This is a genomic window from Enterobacter sp. RHBSTW-00901 (assembly GCF_014103115.1).
GTDB lineage: Bacteria > Pseudomonadota > Gammaproteobacteria > Enterobacterales > Enterobacteriaceae > Enterobacter > Enterobacter cloacae_P.
In genome coordinates this window covers 4,207,295-4,225,736 of the sequence record NZ_JABXPB010000001.1, presented here as the reverse complement: position 1 = coordinate 4,225,736, position 18,442 = coordinate 4,207,295, and the positions used below count along the sequence as shown (strand labels likewise).

Sequence of the window (18,442 nt, the reverse complement as noted above, 5' to 3'; positions counted from 1 at the left end):
GTTGCCGTTTTGCTTTTACCTCTGGCACCCCGGACACCAGTAAAACGGTCTTGAAGAGAGTATTGTCTTCTCAATCACACCACCGCACCGCTCGCATACCTCACCATCCCGGTGAAAGACCCTGAACCGGAACAGCGCCCCGTGGTGCTTGTTATCATCCACCACGCCACGCGTATGGTACGACAGACGCGGAATATCCAGCAGCGCGTGGGATAACGCATCGAGTTGTGCATCACTCAGTTGCGATGCTTTATGCTGCGCCGCCAGCCCCACGTCCCAGAGAATTTCTACCCGCAGGTAGTTTCCTAACCCGGCCAGAAATGCCTGATCGAGTAGCAGACCAGAGAACTGCCGGTTACGGAATGCGGCTGATAACAAACGGGCTTTCACATCGCTCGCCGTCAGCCGCATATCCAGTACATCCGGCCCCACGCGCTGCAGAAACGGGTGCGTAAGCAACTGCTCCGGCGTTAACATTTCGATATCTGAAGCGCTATACAGCAGGATAGCTTTATCCGCCGTTTGCAACCTGACGCGCAGCACACGGGTCGTTTGCGGCTGCTCATTAGCGTTAACCACTCGCCACACGCCATAAAGCTGGTTATGGCTGTATAACGTCAGGTTATGGGAAAAGTGCGTGAGCAATGCCTTGCCGCGCGTGTCGATATGAGTCACCGTCTGCCCCACCAGCTGTGATTCAAACGGTTTCAGTTGAGGGAAAGCAAACCAGACATCCGTCAGGGGTTTGCCCTTTATCGCCGCCTCCAGGCTATCCGCTGCACGGCGGATCTCCGGGCCTTCTGGCATCTTTTCATCCTTATCGTAAATATCAGGCGCTGACGAGGATCCCGTGTTCAGCAAACGCCGCCCGCAAACGACGCGCAAAACGCAGCGCGTGCTCGCCGTCGCCGTGTAAACACACCGTATCCGCCTGTACCTTTGCGGATGTACCGTCAATCGCAATGACCTGACCCGTACGCACCATCTCCAGCGTCTGCGCCAGAGCCTGTTCTTCATCAGTGATGAGTGCCCCGGGCTGAGTGCGAGGGACCAGGCTCCCGTCAGCCTGATACCCCCTGTCGGCAAACACTTCCTGCCGGGTGGCTAAACCCAGACGCTGCCCGGCGCGAATCAACTCACTACCCGCCAGACCAACGAGGATAAGCTGTGGGTCACAGTCCCGCACCGCGCGGGCAATGGCATCTGCCAGAACCGGATCTTTTGCCGCCTGGTTATAGAGCATACCGTGCGGCTTCACATGACGCAGTACGCCCTGCTGAGCACGGACGATCTCCTCCAGCGCACCAGTCTGGTAAAGCGTCTGGGCATAGACTGTCTCAGGGGGTAATACCATTGCCGTTCTGCCAAAATTTTCCCGGTCAGGAAAGCCAGGATGAGCACCTATCGCAACGCCATTTTTAATGGCATTACGCACGCTCGTCAGCATCGTTTGCGCATCACCCGCGTGAAAACCACAGGCGATATTGACCGAGGAAACCAGCGTCATCAGCTCTGCATCGGCGCTGCCGCCTTCACCCAGATCGGCGTTTAAATCAATCTTTACCATCAAGCCTCCACGCCAGCTGTTCCAGGTAGCGCTGTTGATCCTGCCGGGCTTTTAGCGCCTCTTCCAGCGAACATTGCACAAAGTGAATCGGCTGCCCGAGAGGAATTTGCGCCAGATGGTAGCGATCGGCCTCAATAATACAGGCAATACGCGGGTAGCCTCCCGTTGTCTGCGCATCGTTCATCAGCACAATAGGTTGTCCGTTATGGGGTACCTGAATTACGCCAGGCAATAACCCGTGCGACAGCATCTCGCGATCCGTCGTTCTGGTCAGCGGCTGCCCCTGCAAACGGTAACCCATGCGATTACTCTGCGGGCTGATCTGCCACGGTGAGCGCCAGAATGACTCCTGAGAAACCTCGTCGAACTCGTGATATTCCGGCCCCGGCAAGGCGCGAATACGGTTTCCCCAGAGCAGTTGTTTAACTCCCTGAGTGGTCGAGAAATGGCGGGAGGTGGGTTTAATCGCGAGACGATCGCCATCACGAAGCAAGCGCCCTTCAAGCCCACCAATGCCTGCTTTCTGATCGGTACTGGCCGACCCCATCACCTCCGGTACATCGATGCCGCCAGCAACCGCAAGGTAGCTGCGCATACCGTGCAGAGGACGCCTGAGGATCAGGCGCTGACCGGCTTTCGCCCGTAAACGCCAGCCAGTCCATACCGCTTTATCATCAAGCGTTGCGTCGCAACCTGCACCGGTCAGGGCAAACCAGGTCTCCTGATTAAATTCGATGACACACTGACCCAGCGTGATCTCCAGCGCCGCCGTGCTGCCGGGATTGCCCACCAGCACATTCGCAACCTCCAGCGCGGGCCTGTCCAGCGCGCCACAATAGCTCACACCTGACTGACGCAGACCAAACCGGCCGGCATCCTGAACGGTGGTGTAAAGCCCCGCACGAATAAGCGTTAACATACCCCCTCCTTCTGCGGGATAAAGCGAAGGGTATCACCAGGACGAAGCAGTATTGGTGAGTCCTGCCCCGGTTCAAATAACGGTGTGGAGGTGTATCCGATAAGCTGCCAGCCACCAGGCGACGCAATCGGGTAGATCCCGGTCTGTTCACCACCAATCGCTACCGTTCCTGCAGGAACACTCAGACGAGGTTCGGCGCGGCGCGGTGTATGCAGCGCCGGAGATAATCCCCCCAGATACGGAAAGCCGGGCTGAAACCCTAAAAACCAGACGACGTAGTTAACCGAGCTATGCAGCTCAACAACCTGCTTTTCCGTTAATCCGCAGTGCTGCGCCACCACCGTGAGATCGGGACCACGTTTGCCGCCGTAGACCACCGGGAGCTCAATCGCCCGGGACGCTGGATCCAGCGCCTCGCTCTCTTCCCACCAGCACTGCAAACGTTCAATAGCATCCAGCGCCAGCGTATGCGGATTACGCAGAACAACGGTGATGTTATTCATGCCCGGAATCACTTCAACGACCTCCGGCATATCGGCCAGACGCTGCGTTAGCCGCCAGATGCGCTTTTGCGTGGCAAGCGTGACCGGTGGCTCCAGTTCCAGAACCACTGCCGTTTCACCCAGAAGATAACAACGCGCTCGCTGCACTCAGGTACCTCTCATCAGGCCGGGTTCGGGATATCAATAAAGGTAACATCCAGATCGGTATTTTCTGTCAGCCATTCACTGAGAGCACGAATGCCACCGCGCTCTGTGGCATGGTGGCCTGCGGCGTAAAAATGCAGACCCTGTTCACGGGCTGAATGGATAGTCTGCTCGGAAACCTCTCCGGTGATGAAGGCATCAACGCCAAACCGCGCGGCGCTATCAATAAAGCCCTGTCCACCACCGGTACACCATGCGACACGTTTCACCGTATCCGGGCCGGTATCCCCGCTCCACAGCGGGCGGCGTCCCAGGCGAGCTTCAATCCAGGAGGCCAGTTCAAGCCCGGAAACCGGCATCGCCAGCTCGCCCCACGGCACCAGCGGTTCAATTTCACCCATTACGGTGATCCCCAACAGTTGCGCAAGCTGTACGTTATTGCCCAGTTCCGGGTGTGCATCCAGCGGCAGGTGGTAACCGTACAGGTTGATGTCATTTGCCAGCAGCGTTTTCAGACGGTTGCGCTTCATACCGCGAACGATCGGCGATTCGTTTTTCCAGAAATAACCGTGATGGACAATGACGGCATCAGCTTCCTGACGCACGGCTTCATCCAGTAGCGCCTGGCTTGCCGTCACGCCGGTGATGATTTTCTGCACCGTTTCACGCCCTTCAACCTGTAGACCATTTGGCCCGTAGTCACTGAAGGAGGCCGTGTTGAGTTTTTCGTTAATCAGGCTTTCCAGTTCGCTGTTTTTCATCATCTCTCTCTTAAGCGTTGCGGGCGGCTTCGTACGCCGCCAGCGTGGCGACACGCGCCTGTTTATGGTCGACAATCGGGCGGGGGTAATCGAGTGTTACGCCCTGTTTATCCGCCCATGTCCACGGGTCGTGGATCGCTTTTGTTGGTACATCCATTAACTCAGGCAACCAACGGCGGATAAACACGCCATCGGCATCAAATTTTTCCCCCTGAGTTGTCGGGTTAAAAATACGAAACCAGGGAGCCGCATCGTTGCCGGTAGAGGCCACCCACTGCCAGCCCCCGTTATTCGCTGCAAGATCGCCATCGATCAGTTGAGAAATAAAATACCGCTCTCCGGCACGCCAGTCGATAAGCAGATCTTTCACCAGGAAACTGGCGGTAATCATCCGCAGGCGGTTGTGCATCCAGCCCGTATCATTGAGCTGGCGCATAGCGGCATCAACAACAGGGAACCCTGTCTGTCCGGTCTGCCAGGCCTCCAGATGCACATCATTCGATTGCCATTTGACGTTATCCGTCCAGCGAATGAAGGGACGATGCTTACATAAATCAGGATGATACGTTATCAGGTGGCGATAGAACTCACGCCAGATAAGTTCGTTAAGCCAGACTGCGCCTGCCCCACCGTCCAGCGCCCGGGGTTGTTCTGCCAGCAAACGATGTAAGCATTGACGCGGGGAAAGAACCCCCAGGGTTAAACACGCGGACAGGCGGCTTGTACCGTCAATGGCGGGAAAATCCCGGAGGCTTTCATAATCAGCCGCAGCCTGTTTACAAAACTGGCGCAAGTGGGCAATAGCCGCTTTCTCATTTGCGGGGAACAGGGTTTCATCAAACGCCTGTTGCGGATAGTGAAAAGTCAGTTCAGGTAAATCCGTTAATACCTCTCCCCTGACGGCTGGCGCAGCGACACATTCCGGCAGTACCTCTTTCAGGCGCTTGATAACGGCATTTTTGAACGGCGTAAAGACTTTATACATCTCGTGGTTACCCGTCATCACAGTGCCTGGCGCAAGCATGACGCTGTCATCGAACCCCTGGCACACCACGGGCTCCAGAGCCTGTTCAAGCTGACGATCCCGCTGCCGCTCGTTAAATTCATACTGATAGTTGTAAAAAAGGTGTGAGACGCCATGCTGCTCACAGATTTGCCTGACCTTGTTGACCTGCGAGGTAAAATCGCTGACTTCGTCGTAAATCAGTGGAATACCTTTTTCCGCAAGCGAGCGCTGCAGGTCATTCAGATGCGAACGTAAAAAAGCGGCTTGTCGCGGTGCCATATCATGCTGTTGCCACTGTTCAGGCGTGGCGATAAACAGCGCCAGCACTCTGGCATGTTGAGAGCGACAGGCCGCAGCAAGGGCTGTGTTGTCGTGAACGCGCAGGTCGGCGCGAAACCAAACCAGATGGGAGGGCATAAAACTCCAGGCAATTGTCTGTTATGTCCGTAAGGCCATGCCGCCAAAGATAAAATGGGGCACGCATTGAACTACTTTGCCATGAAGTGTAGCCGTGACGAAATAAAAAAGGACGCCCGGGGCGGCCTTAACGCTACTTGTCCTGCGTTATCGGGTTGAAAGCAACAAACCTGGTGGGTTCATCACTCTTTACCACGAGTACGCTGGCGACAATGAACGCAATGCATAAATAGCGTTTCATCATGCGGTCCCTGCAGCAAACCGCTCCACCGTTCACCACCGGTGATAAGTCGGTGGACACAAGCTCTGATGAGAGCCTGACTCACGGTTGTGGTAACACCTTTCCCGGAACCGGTGCCCATTTGCGAGATGGCGGAAAGGGACGCTGCATGGTAGTAGGCATCCGTGCGAAGCGGAATTCTCTAAACAGAGTTTTAAGATTATATTTAGAGCAGCAACGTTTGATTATTCAGAGAGTAGAAGTATGATCATAACCCTCTGATGAGAGCTTGAGAATTTCCCAACGGACCGCGAATCCTGAGGGACAAAAAAACCGCCACATGACTGTTTGGCGGTTTTTTTATTGCTGCATATCTACTGAGTATTAGTAAAAATCGCAGGTCGCTTTTTCAGCCTGATCCATCCACACCGGCTTCTCGCTGGTTTTCGCCCAGATGCGGTGCAGGTAGCTGTAAAAACGTGCGCGATCTTTCCAGAAAATCATCACCGGCAGAGCCAGCACCCCCGCCACTACAGCGAAAGCGCGACGCATGTAAACGATATGAGCCGGATACTCTTTATAAAGATCCATAGTTTCTCCCCTATAGTTGGCCGGAAATCTGCTCCGGAAAATTCAAAAATCTGTGACCTGGCTAAAATAATATCGCTTTGTTCGTAATTTTACTACTCATCCGACCACTTATTTTCGTCTATTTAGCGAATATTTACACTTCACGCGTAATTAAGTTACAAAAAAGTTAACGATTTACTTACCAATGGTTAATTTGTGGGTAAAGCATTTTTATACTTTTTTTACACCCCTCTTCCTGATTTTTGCGAAATCTTTGCGCCGTAAATCCTACCTTTAATACAAATACAAATGTCACCCGGAGGTGAATTGTGAGTGCAGGTCTGATTTCCGGCATCGTGCTGGTTTTCCTGTTATTGGGTTATCTGGTCTACGCCCTGATTAATGCGGAGGCATTCTGATGGCTGCTCAGGCATTTTTGCTTCTTGCCAGCTTTTTAGTCGTGCTGTTCCTTTTGGCAAGACCGATGGGAACATTGCTGGCACGGATGATCAACAACGTCGCGTTACCGGTTGCTGGTAGTGTTGAAAAAGGGATCTGGCGCGCGCTGGGTATACGCGATCAGGAGATGGGCTGGTGTCAGTATCTGATGGCCATTCTGCTGCTGAACATTGTTGGTCTTATCGCCCTCTTTATCATGCTGATGCTGCAGGGCATCCTGCCGCTGAACCCGCAGCACTTCCCTGGATTGTCCTGGCATCTGGCGTTGAACACGGCGGTCAGCTTCGTGACCAACACCAACTGGCAATCCTATGCCGGGGAAACCACCGTCAGCTACTTTAGCCAGATGGTCGGGTTAACCGTGCAGAACTTCCTCTCTGCGGCAAGCGGCATTGCGGTGATCTTTGCGCTGACACGTGCGTTTGCCCGTCAGAATGTCCGTACCCTCGGCAACGCCTGGGTCGATCTGACTCGCATCACGCTGTGGATACTGCTTCCGGTTGCACTGCTTATTGCCCTGTTCTTTATCCAGCAGGGGTCGTTACAAAACCTGCTGCCGTACACACCTTACACCTCACTGGAAGGGGCAAAACAGCTTCTGCCTATGGGGCCAGTGGCCTCGCAGGAAGCCATTAAAATGCTCGGCACAAATGGCGGTGGCTTCTTCAACGCTAACTCGTCACACCCGTTTGAAAACCCAACGGCACTGACCAATTTTGTACAAATGCTGGCGATCTTCCTGATACCTGCAGCGCTGTGCTTTGCCTTTGGTGATGTTGTAAACGATCGCCGTCAGGGTCGCACCCTGCTCTGGGCTATGTCGATTATCTTTGTCGTCTGCGTCGCGCTGGTGATGTGGGCAGAATGGCATGGTAACAGTCACTTCATGCAGTTGGGTGCCAACAGCAATATCAACATGGAAGGCAAAGAGAGCCGTTTCGGCATTCTTGCGAGTAGCCTTTATGCCGTGGTGACGACGGCGGCCTCATGTGGGGCAGTTAACGCGATGCACGACTCCTTTACCGCACTGGGCGGTATGATCCCGATGTGGCTCATGCAGATTGGCGAAGTGGTATTTGGTGGCGTAGGTTCAGGGCTTTACGGCATGCTGCTGTTCGTTCTGCTGGCGGTGTTCATCGCCGGTCTGATGATTGGCCGCACCCCGGAATATCTGGGTAAAAAAATCGACGTTCGCGAGATGAAATTAACCGCACTGGCCATTCTGGTTACCCCTACCCTCGTACTGCTCGGCACGGCGCTGGCACTGATGACCGAGGCCGGTCGCAGCGGCATCTTCAACCCAGGCATCCACGGCTTCAGCGAAGTGCTTTACGCGGTTTCGTCAGCCGCCAACAACAACGGTAGCGCCTTTGCTGGTTTAAGCGCCAACTCTCCATTCTGGAACTGCCTGCTGGCGTTTTGCATGTTCGTCGGTCGTTTTGGCGTCATTGTGCCGGTTATGGCTATCGCAGGATCGCTGGTGAGTAAAAAAATTCAGCCTGCCACCACCGGTACGCTACCCACCCACGGCGCGCTGTTTATTGGCCTGCTGATTGGTACCGTATTGCTGGTGGGTGCCCTGACCTTTATCCCCGCCCTCGCGTTAGGCCCGGTCGCGGAATATCTCTCTTTACGCTGATTTTGCGGAGAATTTGTCATGAGTCGTAAACAAATGGCCCTGTTCGAACCGTCTTTAGTTCGCCAGGCCCTCATGGATGCGGTGAAAAAGCTGAGTCCGCGCGTACAGTGGCACAACCCGGTGATGTTCATCGTCTGGATAGGGAGCGTACTCACTACCGCGCTGGCGATTGCTATGGGAACGGGCCATCTGCCGGGGGACGCGCTGTTTACCGGTGCAATCAGCCTGTGGTTGTGGTTTACCGTACTGTTTGCCAACTTCGCTGAAGCACTGGCAGAAGGCCGTAGTAAAGCGCAGGCCAACAGCCTGAAAGGGGTGAAAAAGACAGCGTTCGCCCGCAAATTGCGTGAGCCGAAATACGGTGCGCAGATGGATCACGTTCCGGCGGATGAGCTGCGTAAAGGCGATGTGGTGCTGGTCGAAGCCGGTGACATTATTCCCTGCGACGGTGAAGTCATTGAAGGGGGCGCATCGGTCGATGAAAGCGCCATCACCGGGGAATCCGCACCCGTTATTCGTGAATCCGGCGGCGATTTTGCTTCCGTCACGGGCGGGACGCGTATTCTCTCCGACTGGCTGGTGATCCAGTGCAGCGTTAACCCAGGTGAAACCTTCCTCGACCGGATGATCGCGATGGTGGAAGGCGCACAGCGTCGTAAAACGCCAAACGAAATCGCCCTGACCATTCTGCTGGTCGCGTTGACCATCGTCTTTTTACTGGCAACGGCAACCCTGTGGCCATTCTCCTCTTACGGTGGCGCAGCGGTCAGCGTTACCGTACTGGTCGCTCTGCTGGTCTGCTTGATCCCAACCACCATCGGTGGCCTGCTGTCAGCCATCGGTGTGGCCGGTATGAGCCGTATGCTCGGCGCTAACGTCATCGCCACCAGCGGACGTGCCGTTGAAGCCGCAGGTGACGTTGATGTCCTGCTGCTGGATAAAACCGGGACGATTACGCTCGGCAACCGCCAGGCATCAGAGTTCTTACCCGCTCCCGGCGTGGATGAAAAAACACTGGCCGATGCGGCGCAGCTCTCTTCACTTGCTGATGAAACCCCGGAAGGCCGCAGCATCGTCATTCTGGCGAAACAGCGCTTTAACCTGCGTCAGCGTGACGTGCAGAGCCTGCATGCCACCTTTGTTCCTTTCACGGCACAAACCCGCATGAGCGGCATCAATATTCAGGATCGGATGATCCGTAAAGGCTCCGTTGACGCGATCCGTCGCCACATTGAAGCCAATAACGGTCATTTCCCGGCAGAAGTGGATGAAATGGTGGACAACGTGGCCCGCCAGGGGGCCACACCGCTGGTCGTTGCTGAAGGTGCGCATGTGCTGGGCGTGATCGCCCTGAAGGATATCGTCAAAGGCGGTATTAAAGAGCGTTTTGCCCAGTTACGTAAGATGGGGATCAAGACGGTAATGATCACCGGGGATAACCGTCTGACCGCTGCCGCCATTGCCGCTGAAGCGGGGGTGGATGATTTTCTCTCCGAAGCAACACCGGAAGCCAAACTGGCGTTGATCCGCCAGTATCAGGCAGAAGGTCGTCTGGTGGCGATGACGGGGGATGGTACCAACGACGCCCCTGCCCTGGCACAGGCTGACGTCGCGGTAGCGATGAACTCCGGTACGCAGGCAGCTAAAGAGGCGGGGAACATGGTCGATCTCGACTCCAACCCGACCAAGCTGATTGAAGTGGTACACATCGGGAAACAGATGCTGATGACGCGTGGCTCGCTCACCACCTTCAGTATTGCCAACGATGTGGCGAAGTATTTCGCCATCATTCCGGCCGCCTTTGCTGCCACGTACCCGCAGCTGAATGCGCTGAACGTCATGCATCTGCACTCCCCGGCATCGGCCATTCTCAGTGCGGTCATTTTTAACGCCCTGATCATTGTGTTTTTGATCCCGCTGGCGCTGAAAGGGGTGAGCTATAAACCGCTGACCGCCGCCGCCATGCTGCGCCGGAACCTGTGGATCTACGGTCTGGGTGGGCTGCTCGTCCCCTTCATCGGTATCAAGGTGATCGACGTGCTGTTAACGCTGTTCGGGCTGGTTTAAAAGGTGAATCAAATGACAATGTTACGCCCCGCTATACTTCTGTTTATTTTTCTGGCTCTTATTACCGGCGGGCTTTACCCGCTGGTAACCACCGCGCTGGGCCAGTGGTGGTTTAACGATCAGGCCAACGGTTCGATGATTATTCAGAACGGCGAGAACCGTGGTTCACGCCTGATTGGTCAAAACTTTACGGATGCCCGCTACTTCCAGGGACGCCCTTCCGTCACTGCCGAAAGCCCGTATAATCCGATGGCATCCGGTGGCAGTAACCTGGCAGGCAGCAACCCGGAGCTGGACAAAGCCATCGCTGAGCGCGTCGCGACTCTGCGCGCGGCAAACCCACAGGCCAGCCGTGAGGTGCCTGTCGAGCTGGTGACAGCATCTGCCAGTGGGCTGGATTACAGCCTGACGCCGAAAGCGGTGGCATGGCAAATTCCACGCGTCGCCGCAGCCCGCCAGTTGACTGTCGAACAGGTGAGCCTGCTGGTTGCAGAGCACACGCAAAAGCCGCTGGCGAGTTTCATTGGCATGCCGGTAGTGAACATTGTTGAGCTGAATCTGGCGCTGGACGCGCTAAGGAAAAACTAAATGACCGAAGAGCCCATGCGCCCGGATCCGGACAGGTTGCTCGAACAGACGGCTGAAGCCCATCGTGGCAAACTGAAAGTCTTCTTCGGTGCCTGTGCAGGCGTCGGGAAAACGTTCGCTATGCTGACCGAAGCCCAGCGGCTCCGGGCGCAGGGGCTCGATATTCTTATCGGCGTGGTGGAAACCCACGGCCGTAAAGAGACAGCGGCGCTGCTGAAGGGGCTGGCCACACAGCCCCCTCACCGCATCAGCCATCGTGGCCGCCTGGTCACAGAGTTCGATCTCGACGCGGCCCTCGCCCGTCGCCCCGCCCTGATCCTGATGGACGAACTGGCGCACAGCAATGCGCCAGGCTCACGTCACCCTAAACGCTGGCAGGATGTTGAAGAGCTACTTGAAGCCGGCATTGACGTGTTCACTACGGTTAACGTTCAGCATCTCGAAAGCCTGAACGACGTGGTCAGCGGTGTGACCGGCATCCAGGTGCGGGAAACAGTTCCCGATCCCTTTTTTGACTCCGCAGACGAAGTGGTACTGGTCGACCTGCCTCCGGACGACCTGCGCCAGCGCCTGCATGAAGGGAAGGTTTACATTGCAGGCCAGGCCGAGCGCGCCATTGAACATTTCTTCCGTAAAGGTAACCTGATTGCCCTGCGCGAGCTGGCCCTGCGTCGCACCGCCGATCGCGTTGATGACCAGATGCGAGCCTGGCGCGATCTGCAAGGCCAGGAACGTGTCTGGCATACGCGGGATGCCATACTGCTGTGTATTGGCCACGGCAGCGGCAATGAAAAGCTCGTCCGCACCGCCGCCCGGCTTGCGGCTAAATTTGGCAGCGTCTGGCATGCGGTGTATGTCGAAACCCCGCAGCTTCACGCTCTGCCCGAAAACCAGCGCCGCGCGATCCTGAGTTCGCTACGCCTGGCACAGGAACTCGGTGCAGAAACCGCCACTCTTTCCGATCCGCAAGAAGATAAAGCCATTCTGCGCTATGCGCGCGAGCACAACCTGGGCAAGATTGTTATTGGTCGCCGCCAGCATCGCCGCTGGTTTAGCCGCGAATCCTTTGCCGACAAGCTGGCCCGACGCGCCCCCGATCTGGATCTGGTGGTCGTGGCACTTGATGACAAACCCACCCCCCTGCCCAACCGTACGCCAGATGCCCGGGCCTTTGGTGATAAATGGCGTATTCAGATCCGGGGTTGCCTTATCGCCGTCCTCCTCTGTGCGCTGATTACCATTATTGCCAGCCAGTGGCTGATTGCCTTCGATGCCGCCAACCTGGTGATGATCTACCTGCTCGGCGTGGTCGTGATTGCGCTCTTCTTCGGACGCTGGCCTTCGGTACTGGCGACGGTTATCAACGTCATCAGCTTCGATCTGTTCTTTATTGCCCCGCGCGGGACGCTTGCCGTTTCTGACGTGCAGTACATTCTTACTTTTGGCGTGATGCTTACCGTTGGGCTGGTGATCGGGAATCTGACGGCGGGCGTTCGCTACCAGGCACGTATTGCCCGCTATCGTGAGCAGCGCACGCGCCACTTATATGAGATGTCCAAATCGCTGGCGGTGGGTCGTACGCCGCTGGATATTGTGCAAACCAGTGAGCAGTTTATCCGTTCGACGTTTCACGCCAACAATCTGATTTTGCTCCCTGACGAACACGGAAAACTGCGCCCGCTCACCTCTGCCTCGGGTATGACGCCCTGGGATGAAGCCATCGCACGGTGGAGCTTTGACAAGGGATTACCTGCAGGAGCTGGGACAGATACCCTGCCCGGAGTGCCATATCAGATCCTGCCGCTGCGCAGTGCCGAAAAAAACCAGGGACTGGTCATCGTTGAACCGAGCAATCTGCGTCAACTGATGATACCCGAGCAGCAACGCCTGCTGGAAACCTTCACCCTGCTGGTTGCCAGCGCGCTGGAGCGCCTGGCGCTCACTGCCAGTGAAGAGCAGGCACGGCTGGCAAGCGAGCGCGAAAGTATTCGTAACTCCTTGCTGTCGGCCCTGTCGCACGACCTGAGAACCCCTCTTACCGTGCTGTTCGGGCAGTCAGAGATCCTGACGCTGGATCTCGCCGCAGAAGGTTCCCCCCATGCGCTGCAGGCCAGTGAAATCCGCCAGCATGTGCTAAATACCACGCGTCTGGTGAATAATTTACTCGATATGGCACGCATTCAGTCAGGCGGATTTAACCTCAAAAAAGAGTGGTTAACGCTTGAGGAAGTGGTCGGTAGTGCGCTGAAAATGCTGGAGCCGGGGCTCGGTGGTCGCCATATTGCGCTGAACATGCCCGAACCATTGACCTTAATCCACGTCGATGGCCCGCTGTTTGAACGCGTGCTGATCAACCTGCTGGAAAATGCCGGTAAATATGCGGGGGCAAAGGCACAGATTGGGGTCAATGCAACCGTTGAAGATCAGGCGTTACGGCTTGAAGTCTGGGATACCGGGCCGGGGATCCCTGCCGGGAAAGAGCACGCAATTTTTGAAAAATTTGCGCGCGGCAATAAAGAATCAGCCATCCCGGGCGTCGGGCTAGGTCTGGCAATTTGCCAGGCCATTATCGACGTACACGGCGGAACCATCTCGGCAGAGAACCGCCCGGAAGGAGGCGCTCGTTTTTGTGTTACACTTCCTCTGGATACCCCACCAGAACTTGATGAATTACCAGAGGATTTGTGATTAGCGTTCTGATTGTTGAAGATGAACTCGCTATTAACCGGTTTCTGCGTGCGGCGCTGGAAGGCGATGGCCTGCGCGTTCATGATGCCGGTACACTGCAACGGGGGCTCATTGAAGCTGCCACGCGCAAGCCGGATCTGGTGATCCTCGATCTCGGGTTACCGGATGGCGACGGTATCGATTTTATACGTGAGGTTCGCCAGTGGAGCCAGATGCCCATTCTGGTGCTCTCTGCCCGTACCGAAGAGACCGATAAAATTGCAGCGCTGGATGCCGGGGCGGATGACTATCTCAGTAAGCCCTTTGGCATTGGCGAGTTACAGGCACGGATCCGCGTCGCGTTACGTCGCCACAGCGCCCCTCTCTCCTCTGACCCGGCGTATACGTTTGGTGATACCCGGGTTGATCTTGCCGCACGACGCATTGTGCGCGGTGAAGAAGAGATCCATCTCACCCCTATCGAGTTTCGTCTGCTCGCCGTTCTGCTCAACAACCACGGCAAGGTACTGACCCAACGCCAGCTGTTAAGTCAGGTATGGGGGCCGAACGCTGTTGAACATAGTCACTATTTACGCATTTATATGGGCCACCTTCGTCAGAAACTCGAAGTCGACCCCGCGCGCCCCCGCCATTTATTAACTGAAACCGGTATCGGTTATCGGTTCATGCTTTGAATAACTATTCATTTAATTTCAAATAAAGAACAAATCGCCAGAAAAATATTCACAAAATAATCCATTGGTTATTTTCATGGCTTATTTTTGTTCATTTAAAACATTACAAAAACAGACTTTTAACACATACCCAACAAATCAGCATTTTGATCTGTGATATTCATAAAAAACGAATATTTATTTCTGATTTGATCTGTTAGCGGTGATCTGAATCACAGTTAATCGCTTTCTTCTGGATAAAATGACCATGCTTTCAATTGCTGAAAGGAAAATAAACATGGAAAACAATAATCGTTTGATGCCCCATATAAGGCGGACAACTCATATCATGATGTTTGCCCACCGTAACTGCTTTGACTTTCACATCTTTAACGCCCGGTAGTCCTTCGACTTCTGGCGCATCTGCTTACAGGTCATCCTGAAACGCTTTATTTTACAGGCTATTGCCTGTGAACACGTGCGCTCATTTCTCTTGATTCAGGCTCATCCGCAACCGGGCGGACTGAATCTCATTCATCAAAAAGCAATTTACTGATTTCGTATCAGCGGCCACACCTTGCTTTTTTTCCGGGAAATTATCGGTTTCTTTATTGCAAGAAATCGAGGGACTTCTATTACCTAAAATAAAGAGTGAAAGATGAAAAGTTTAAAAATCGCAGCCAGCCGTGCATGTCCTGATTGTTTTACTACTCACCGCGATCTGGTGGATGTCAGCACCTCTGATTATATTGATGTTGCTGCCATTGTTCTGGCAATCAGCGATATTTCCAGTGGAAAAATAGAAGAAATAGAAGCAACCGGGTTTGGTATCCCCATTTTTATCGCTACACATAAAGAAGAGTTCATTCCGGCTGAATATTTATCGCGGATCCACGGCGTTTTCGAGTGTTCAGACACCAGTAACGACTTCTACGGACGTCAACTGGAAGCAGCAGCGCTGAAGTACGAGACGCAACTGCGCCCACCGTTCTTCCGTGCCCTGGTCGACTATGTCAAACAAGGGAACAGTGCGTTTGACTGCCCAGGCCATCAGGGAGGTCAGTTCTTCCGCCGCCACCCTGCCGGTAACCAGTTTGTCGATTTCTTTGGCGAAACACTTTTCCGCTCAGACCTGTGTAACGCCGACGTGGCAATGGGCGATCTGTTGATTCACGAAGGTGCCCCATGCATTGCACAACAGCATGCGGCGAAAGTCTTTAATGCCGATAAGACCTATTTCGTGCTGAACGGAACATCATCATCAAACAAAGTGGTGCTTAATGCCCTGCTGACGCCGGGCGATCTGGTGCTGTTCGATCGCAACAACCACAAATCCAACCACCACGGCGCACTGCTGCAGGCTGGCGCAACGCCGGTTTATCTGGAAACCGCACGTAACCCGTACGGCTTTATCGGCGGTATTGACGCTCACTGTTTTGAAGAGAACTACCTGCGCGAGCTGGTGGCAGAAGTGGCTCCAGGCCGCGCACGCGATGAGCGTCCGTTCCGTCTGGCGGTGATCCAGCTCGGTACCTACGATGGCACCATTTATAACGCCCGCCAGGTAGTGGATAACATTGGCCACCTGTGTGATTACATCCTGTTTGACTCTGCCTGGGTAGGGTACGAGCAGTTTATTCCGATGATGGCTGACTGTTCGCCGCTGCTGCTGGAGCTGAACGAGAACGATCCGGGGATCCTCGTTACCCAGTCAGTACATAAACAGCAGGCTGGCTTCTCCCAGACCTCACAAATCCACAAGAAAGACAGCCACATCAAAGGCCAGCAGCGCTATGTACCGCATAAGCGCCTTAACAACGCCTTTATGATGCACGCCTCCACCAGCCCGTTCTATCCACTGTTTGCTGCCCTGGATATCAACGCCCGCATGCATGAGGGCCAGAGTGGCCGCAATATGTGGATGGACTGCGTGGTAACCGGTATTGAAGCGCGCAAGCTGATCCTGCAGAACTGCCAGTTTATTCGCCCGTTCGTGCCAGAACTGGTTGATGGTCGTCCGTGGGAAAGCTGGGAAACATCGGATATTGCCACCGACCTGCGCTTCTTCCATTTCGTACCAGGTGAAAACTGGCATGCTTTCGAAGGCTATGCCGAGCATCAATATTTTATCGACCCATGCAAACTGCTGCTGACCACACCCGGCATCAACGCCCGTACCGGTGAGTATGAAGATTTCGGCGTGCCTGCCACCATTCTCGCCAACTTCCTGCGTGAAAACGGCATCGTTCCGGAAAAATGCGATCTCAACTCCATCCTGTTCCTGCTCACGCCTGCGGAAGATATGGGCAAATTGCAGCAACTGGTCGCGCAGCTGGTGCGCTTCGAAAAACTGCTCCAGACGGATGCACCGTTAAAAGAAGTGCTGCCATCCATCTGTAAACAGTATCCGGAACGCTACGCGGATTACTCCCTGCGCCAGATTTGCCAGGAAATGCACGCGCTATACGCCCGCAACAACGTGAAACAGCTGCAGAAAGAGATGTTCCGCAAGTCTCACTTCCCACGCGTGGTGATGTCACCACAAGACGCCAACTATGCCTACCTGCGTGGTGAAGTCGAGCTGGTTTCCCTGCGTGATGCAGAAGGCCGAATTGCCGCTGAAGGTGCTCTCCCTTACCCACCAGGCGTGTTGTGTGTTGTTCCGGGTGAAGTCTGGGGTGGTTCCGTGCTGCGCTACTTTGCTGCCCTGGAAGAAGGGATCAACCTTTTACCGGGCTTCGCACCAGAGCTGCAGGGCGTGTACGTCGAAGAGTGTGACGGTCGCAAGCAGGTTCGCTGTAACGTCATCAAACAATCTGCCGCTCAGCCATCGCTGCTGAAAGGAGAAAAATTATGAGTAAATCTAACAAGATGGGCGTGGTGCAGCTAACCATCCTCACGATGGTGAACATGATGGGTTCTGGGATCATCATGCTGCCCACTAAGCTTGCCGAAGTGGGGACCATTTCGATTATTTCCTGGCTGGTCACCGCCGTAGGCTCAATGGCGCTGGCATGGGCATTTGCCAAGTGCGGGATGTTCAGCCGCAAGTCAGGCGGGATGGGCGGTTATGCCGAATACGCGTTTGGCAAGTCCGGCAACTTTATGGCGAACTACACCTACGGCGTGTCGCTACTGATCGCTAACGTGGCGATTGCCATCTCTGCGGTGGGTTATGGTACGGAGTTGTTGGGTGCCACACTCAGCCCGGTGCAAATTGGGCTGGCAACCATCGGCGTACTGTGGATCTGCACCGTGGCCAACTTTGGTGGTGCCCGCATTACCGGACAAATCAGTAGCATCACCGTCTGGGGTGTGATTATCCCGGTTGTCGGGCTGTGCATCATCGGCTGGTTCTGGTTTAGCCCAACGCTGTATGCAAATTCCTGGAACCCACACCATGTACCGTTCTTCACCGCAGTAGGTTCATCCATCGCCATGACGCTGTGGGCTTTCCTCGGTCTGGAATCGGCCTGCGCAAACGCCGAAGTGGTGGAGAACCCGGAGAAAAACGTACCGATTGCAGTACTCGGCGGCACGCTGGGTGCAGCGGTTATCTATATCGTTTCAACAAACGTGATTGCAGGGATTGTGCCAAACATGGATCTGGCCAACTCCACAGCCCCCTTCGGGCTGGCCTTCGCGCAGATGTTTACCCCGAGCGTCGGGAAGGTGATCATGGGATTAATGGTCATGTCCTGCTGTGGCTCACTCCTCGGCTGGCAGTTCACCATTGCCCAGGTGTTCAAATCCTCCGCTGACGAAGGTTATTTCCCAAAAATCTTCTCCCGTGTCTCCAAAGCGGATGCGCCAGTACAGGGCATGCTGGCGATTGTTATCTTCCAGAGCGGCCTGTCACTGATGACGATTAGCCCGTCGCTGAACAGTCAGTTCAACGTGCTGGTTAACCTGGCGGTGGTGACGAATATCATTCCGTATATTCTGTCGATGGCGGCACTGGTGATCATTCAGAAGGTGGCGAAGGTCGATCCACGCAAAGCGCGGGCGGCAAATATCGTGGCGCTGATCGGGGCAATTTACAGCTTCTATGCGCTCTACTCTTCCGGCCAGGAGGCAATGCTCTACGGTGCGATGGTGACCTTTATGGGCTGGACGTTGTACGGTCTGGTGTCGCCACGGTTTGAGTTGAAGAATAAGCACAGTTGAAGTAAACGCAAAACGGCAACCCAAAGGTTGCCGTTTTTAGTCTTTTCTCCCTCTCCCTGTGGAAAGGAAAAGGA

16 protein-coding genes are annotated in these 18,442 nt (G+C 54.9%); 9 read left to right on the top strand and 7 right to left on the bottom strand.

The features are described from left to right. Nucleotides 1-15: 15 nt before the first annotated feature. The 7 genes from nei to HV318_RS20335 all read right to left on the bottom strand — a co-directional run bounded on the left by nei (nt 16) and on the right by HV318_RS20335 (nt 6,128). Nucleotides 16-807: an endonuclease VIII gene (gene nei, locus HV318_RS20365; protein WP_182274146.1), complete on the bottom strand. Its 792-nt coding sequence runs from the start codon at nt 805-807 to the stop codon at nt 16-18. 22 nt (nt 808-829) lie between these two features. Further along, complete coding sequence (pxpA, locus tag HV318_RS20360; protein WP_182274145.1) at nt 830-1,567, bottom strand: 5-oxoprolinase subunit PxpA; 738 nt, start codon at nt 1,565-1,567, stop codon at nt 830-832. After that, nucleotides 1,554-2,486 carry a 5-oxoprolinase subunit PxpC gene (pxpC, locus tag HV318_RS20355; RefSeq protein WP_182274144.1) on the bottom strand — a complete coding sequence of 311 codons (933 nt, stop codon included), beginning with the start codon at nt 2,484-2,486 and terminating at the stop codon, nt 1,554-1,556. The genes pxpA and pxpC overlap by 14 nt, the downstream gene beginning before the upstream one ends. Further along, nucleotides 2,480-3,136, bottom strand: coding sequence for a 5-oxoprolinase subunit PxpB (gene pxpB / locus HV318_RS20350; protein WP_182274143.1), 657 nt, complete (start codon nt 3,134-3,136; stop codon nt 2,480-2,482). The genes pxpC and pxpB overlap by 7 nt, the downstream gene beginning before the upstream one ends. A 14-nt stretch (nt 3,137-3,150) precedes the next feature. Then, nucleotides 3,151-3,894: a type 2 GTP cyclohydrolase I gene (locus tag HV318_RS20345; RefSeq protein WP_182274642.1), complete on the bottom strand. Its 744-nt coding sequence runs from the start codon at nt 3,892-3,894 to the stop codon at nt 3,151-3,153. Between the two features lie 10 nt (nt 3,895-3,904). Then, entirely contained in the window at nt 3,905-5,317 is a 1,413-nt protein-coding gene (gene phrB, locus HV318_RS20340; protein ID WP_182274142.1) for a deoxyribodipyrimidine photo-lyase, read from the bottom strand. A 604-nt stretch (nt 5,318-5,921) separates the two neighbouring features. Continuing rightward, complete coding sequence (locus HV318_RS20335; RefSeq protein ID WP_182274141.1) at nt 5,922-6,128, bottom strand: YbfA family protein; 207 nt, start codon at nt 6,126-6,128, stop codon at nt 5,922-5,924. Nucleotides 6,129-6,436: 308 nt separating this feature from the next. Here HV318_RS20335 and kdpF point away from each other — a divergent pair, with 308 nt between their 5' ends. From kdpF to potE, 9 genes are all read left to right on the top strand, one after another. Further along, nucleotides 6,437-6,526: a K(+)-transporting ATPase subunit F gene (gene kdpF / locus HV318_RS20330; protein ID WP_182274140.1), complete on the top strand. Its 90-nt coding sequence runs from the start codon at nt 6,437-6,439 to the stop codon at nt 6,524-6,526. After that, nucleotides 6,526-8,205 (top strand): potassium-transporting ATPase subunit KdpA, encoded by a 1,680-nt coding sequence (gene kdpA, locus HV318_RS20325; RefSeq protein WP_182274139.1) that lies wholly within the window; start codon nt 6,526-6,528, stop codon nt 8,203-8,205. The genes kdpF and kdpA overlap by 1 nt, the downstream gene beginning before the upstream one ends. Before the next feature lie 18 nt (nt 8,206-8,223). Continuing rightward, nucleotides 8,224-10,272 (top strand): potassium-transporting ATPase subunit KdpB, encoded by a 2,049-nt coding sequence (gene kdpB, locus HV318_RS20320; RefSeq protein ID WP_182274138.1) that lies wholly within the window; start codon nt 8,224-8,226, stop codon nt 10,270-10,272. 12 nt (nt 10,273-10,284) lie between these two features. Further along, the gene (gene kdpC, locus HV318_RS20315; RefSeq protein ID WP_182274137.1) at nt 10,285-10,860 is read left to right on the top strand and encodes a potassium-transporting ATPase subunit KdpC; all 576 of its coding nucleotides are present in this window, start codon (nt 10,285-10,287) and stop codon (nt 10,858-10,860) included. Beyond that, nucleotides 10,861-13,548 carry a two-component system sensor histidine kinase KdpD gene (gene kdpD / locus HV318_RS20310; protein ID WP_182274136.1) on the top strand — a complete coding sequence of 896 codons (2,688 nt, stop codon included), beginning with the start codon at nt 10,861-10,863 and terminating at the stop codon, nt 13,546-13,548. Then, nucleotides 13,545-14,222, top strand: coding sequence for a two-component system response regulator KdpE (kdpE, locus tag HV318_RS20305; protein ID WP_182274135.1), 678 nt, complete (start codon nt 13,545-13,547; stop codon nt 14,220-14,222). Before kdpD ends, kdpE begins: the two co-directional genes overlap by 4 nt. Nucleotides 14,223-14,499: 277 nt before the next feature. Then, nucleotides 14,500-14,604 carry a leader peptide SpeFL gene (gene speFL, locus HV318_RS20300; protein WP_106503839.1) on the top strand — a complete coding sequence of 35 codons (105 nt, stop codon included), beginning with the start codon at nt 14,500-14,502 and terminating at the stop codon, nt 14,602-14,604. A 255-nt stretch (nt 14,605-14,859) separates the two neighbouring features. Further along, nucleotides 14,860-17,058 (top strand): ornithine decarboxylase SpeF, encoded by a 2,199-nt coding sequence (gene speF, locus HV318_RS20295; protein ID WP_182274134.1) that lies wholly within the window; start codon nt 14,860-14,862, stop codon nt 17,056-17,058. Next, nucleotides 17,055-18,368: a putrescine-ornithine antiporter gene (gene potE, locus HV318_RS20290; protein ID WP_182274133.1), complete on the top strand. Its 1,314-nt coding sequence runs from the start codon at nt 17,055-17,057 to the stop codon at nt 18,366-18,368. Before speF ends, potE begins: the two co-directional genes overlap by 4 nt. Nucleotides 18,369-18,442 lie beyond the last annotated feature (74 nt).

Excerpts from the sequence above, each read along its gene's own strand:
- nei (WP_182274146.1), bottom strand. The coding sequence starts at position 807 with ATGCCAGAAGGCCCGGAGATCCGCCGTGCAGCGGATAGCCTGGAGGCG.
- pxpA (WP_182274145.1), bottom strand. The coding sequence starts at position 1,567 with ATGGTAAAGATTGATTTAAACGCCGATCTGGGTGAAGGCGGCAGCGCC.
- pxpC (WP_182274144.1), bottom strand. The coding sequence starts at position 2,486 with ATGTTAACGCTTATTCGTGCGGGGCTTTACACCACCGTTCAGGATGCC.
- HV318_RS20345 (WP_182274642.1), bottom strand. The coding sequence starts at position 3,894 with ATGAAAAACAGCGAACTGGAAAGCCTGATTAACGAAAAACTCAACACG.
- phrB (WP_182274142.1), bottom strand. The coding sequence starts at position 5,317 with ATGCCCTCCCATCTGGTTTGGTTTCGCGCCGACCTGCGCGTTCACGAC.
- HV318_RS20335 (WP_182274141.1), bottom strand. The coding sequence starts at position 6,128 with ATGGATCTTTATAAAGAGTATCCGGCTCATATCGTTTACATGCGTCGC.
- kdpA (WP_182274139.1), top strand. The coding sequence starts at position 6,526 with ATGGCTGCTCAGGCATTTTTGCTTCTTGCCAGCTTTTTAGTCGTGCTG.
- kdpB (WP_182274138.1), top strand. The coding sequence starts at position 8,224 with ATGAGTCGTAAACAAATGGCCCTGTTCGAACCGTCTTTAGTTCGCCAG.
- kdpC (WP_182274137.1), top strand. The coding sequence starts at position 10,285 with ATGACAATGTTACGCCCCGCTATACTTCTGTTTATTTTTCTGGCTCTT.
- kdpD (WP_182274136.1), top strand. The coding sequence starts at position 10,861 with ATGACCGAAGAGCCCATGCGCCCGGATCCGGACAGGTTGCTCGAACAG.
- speFL (WP_106503839.1), top strand. The coding sequence starts at position 14,500 with ATGGAAAACAATAATCGTTTGATGCCCCATATAAGGCGGACAACTCAT.
- speF (WP_182274134.1), top strand. The coding sequence starts at position 14,860 with ATGAAAAGTTTAAAAATCGCAGCCAGCCGTGCATGTCCTGATTGTTTT.
- potE (WP_182274133.1), top strand. The coding sequence starts at position 17,055 with ATGAGTAAATCTAACAAGATGGGCGTGGTGCAGCTAACCATCCTCACG.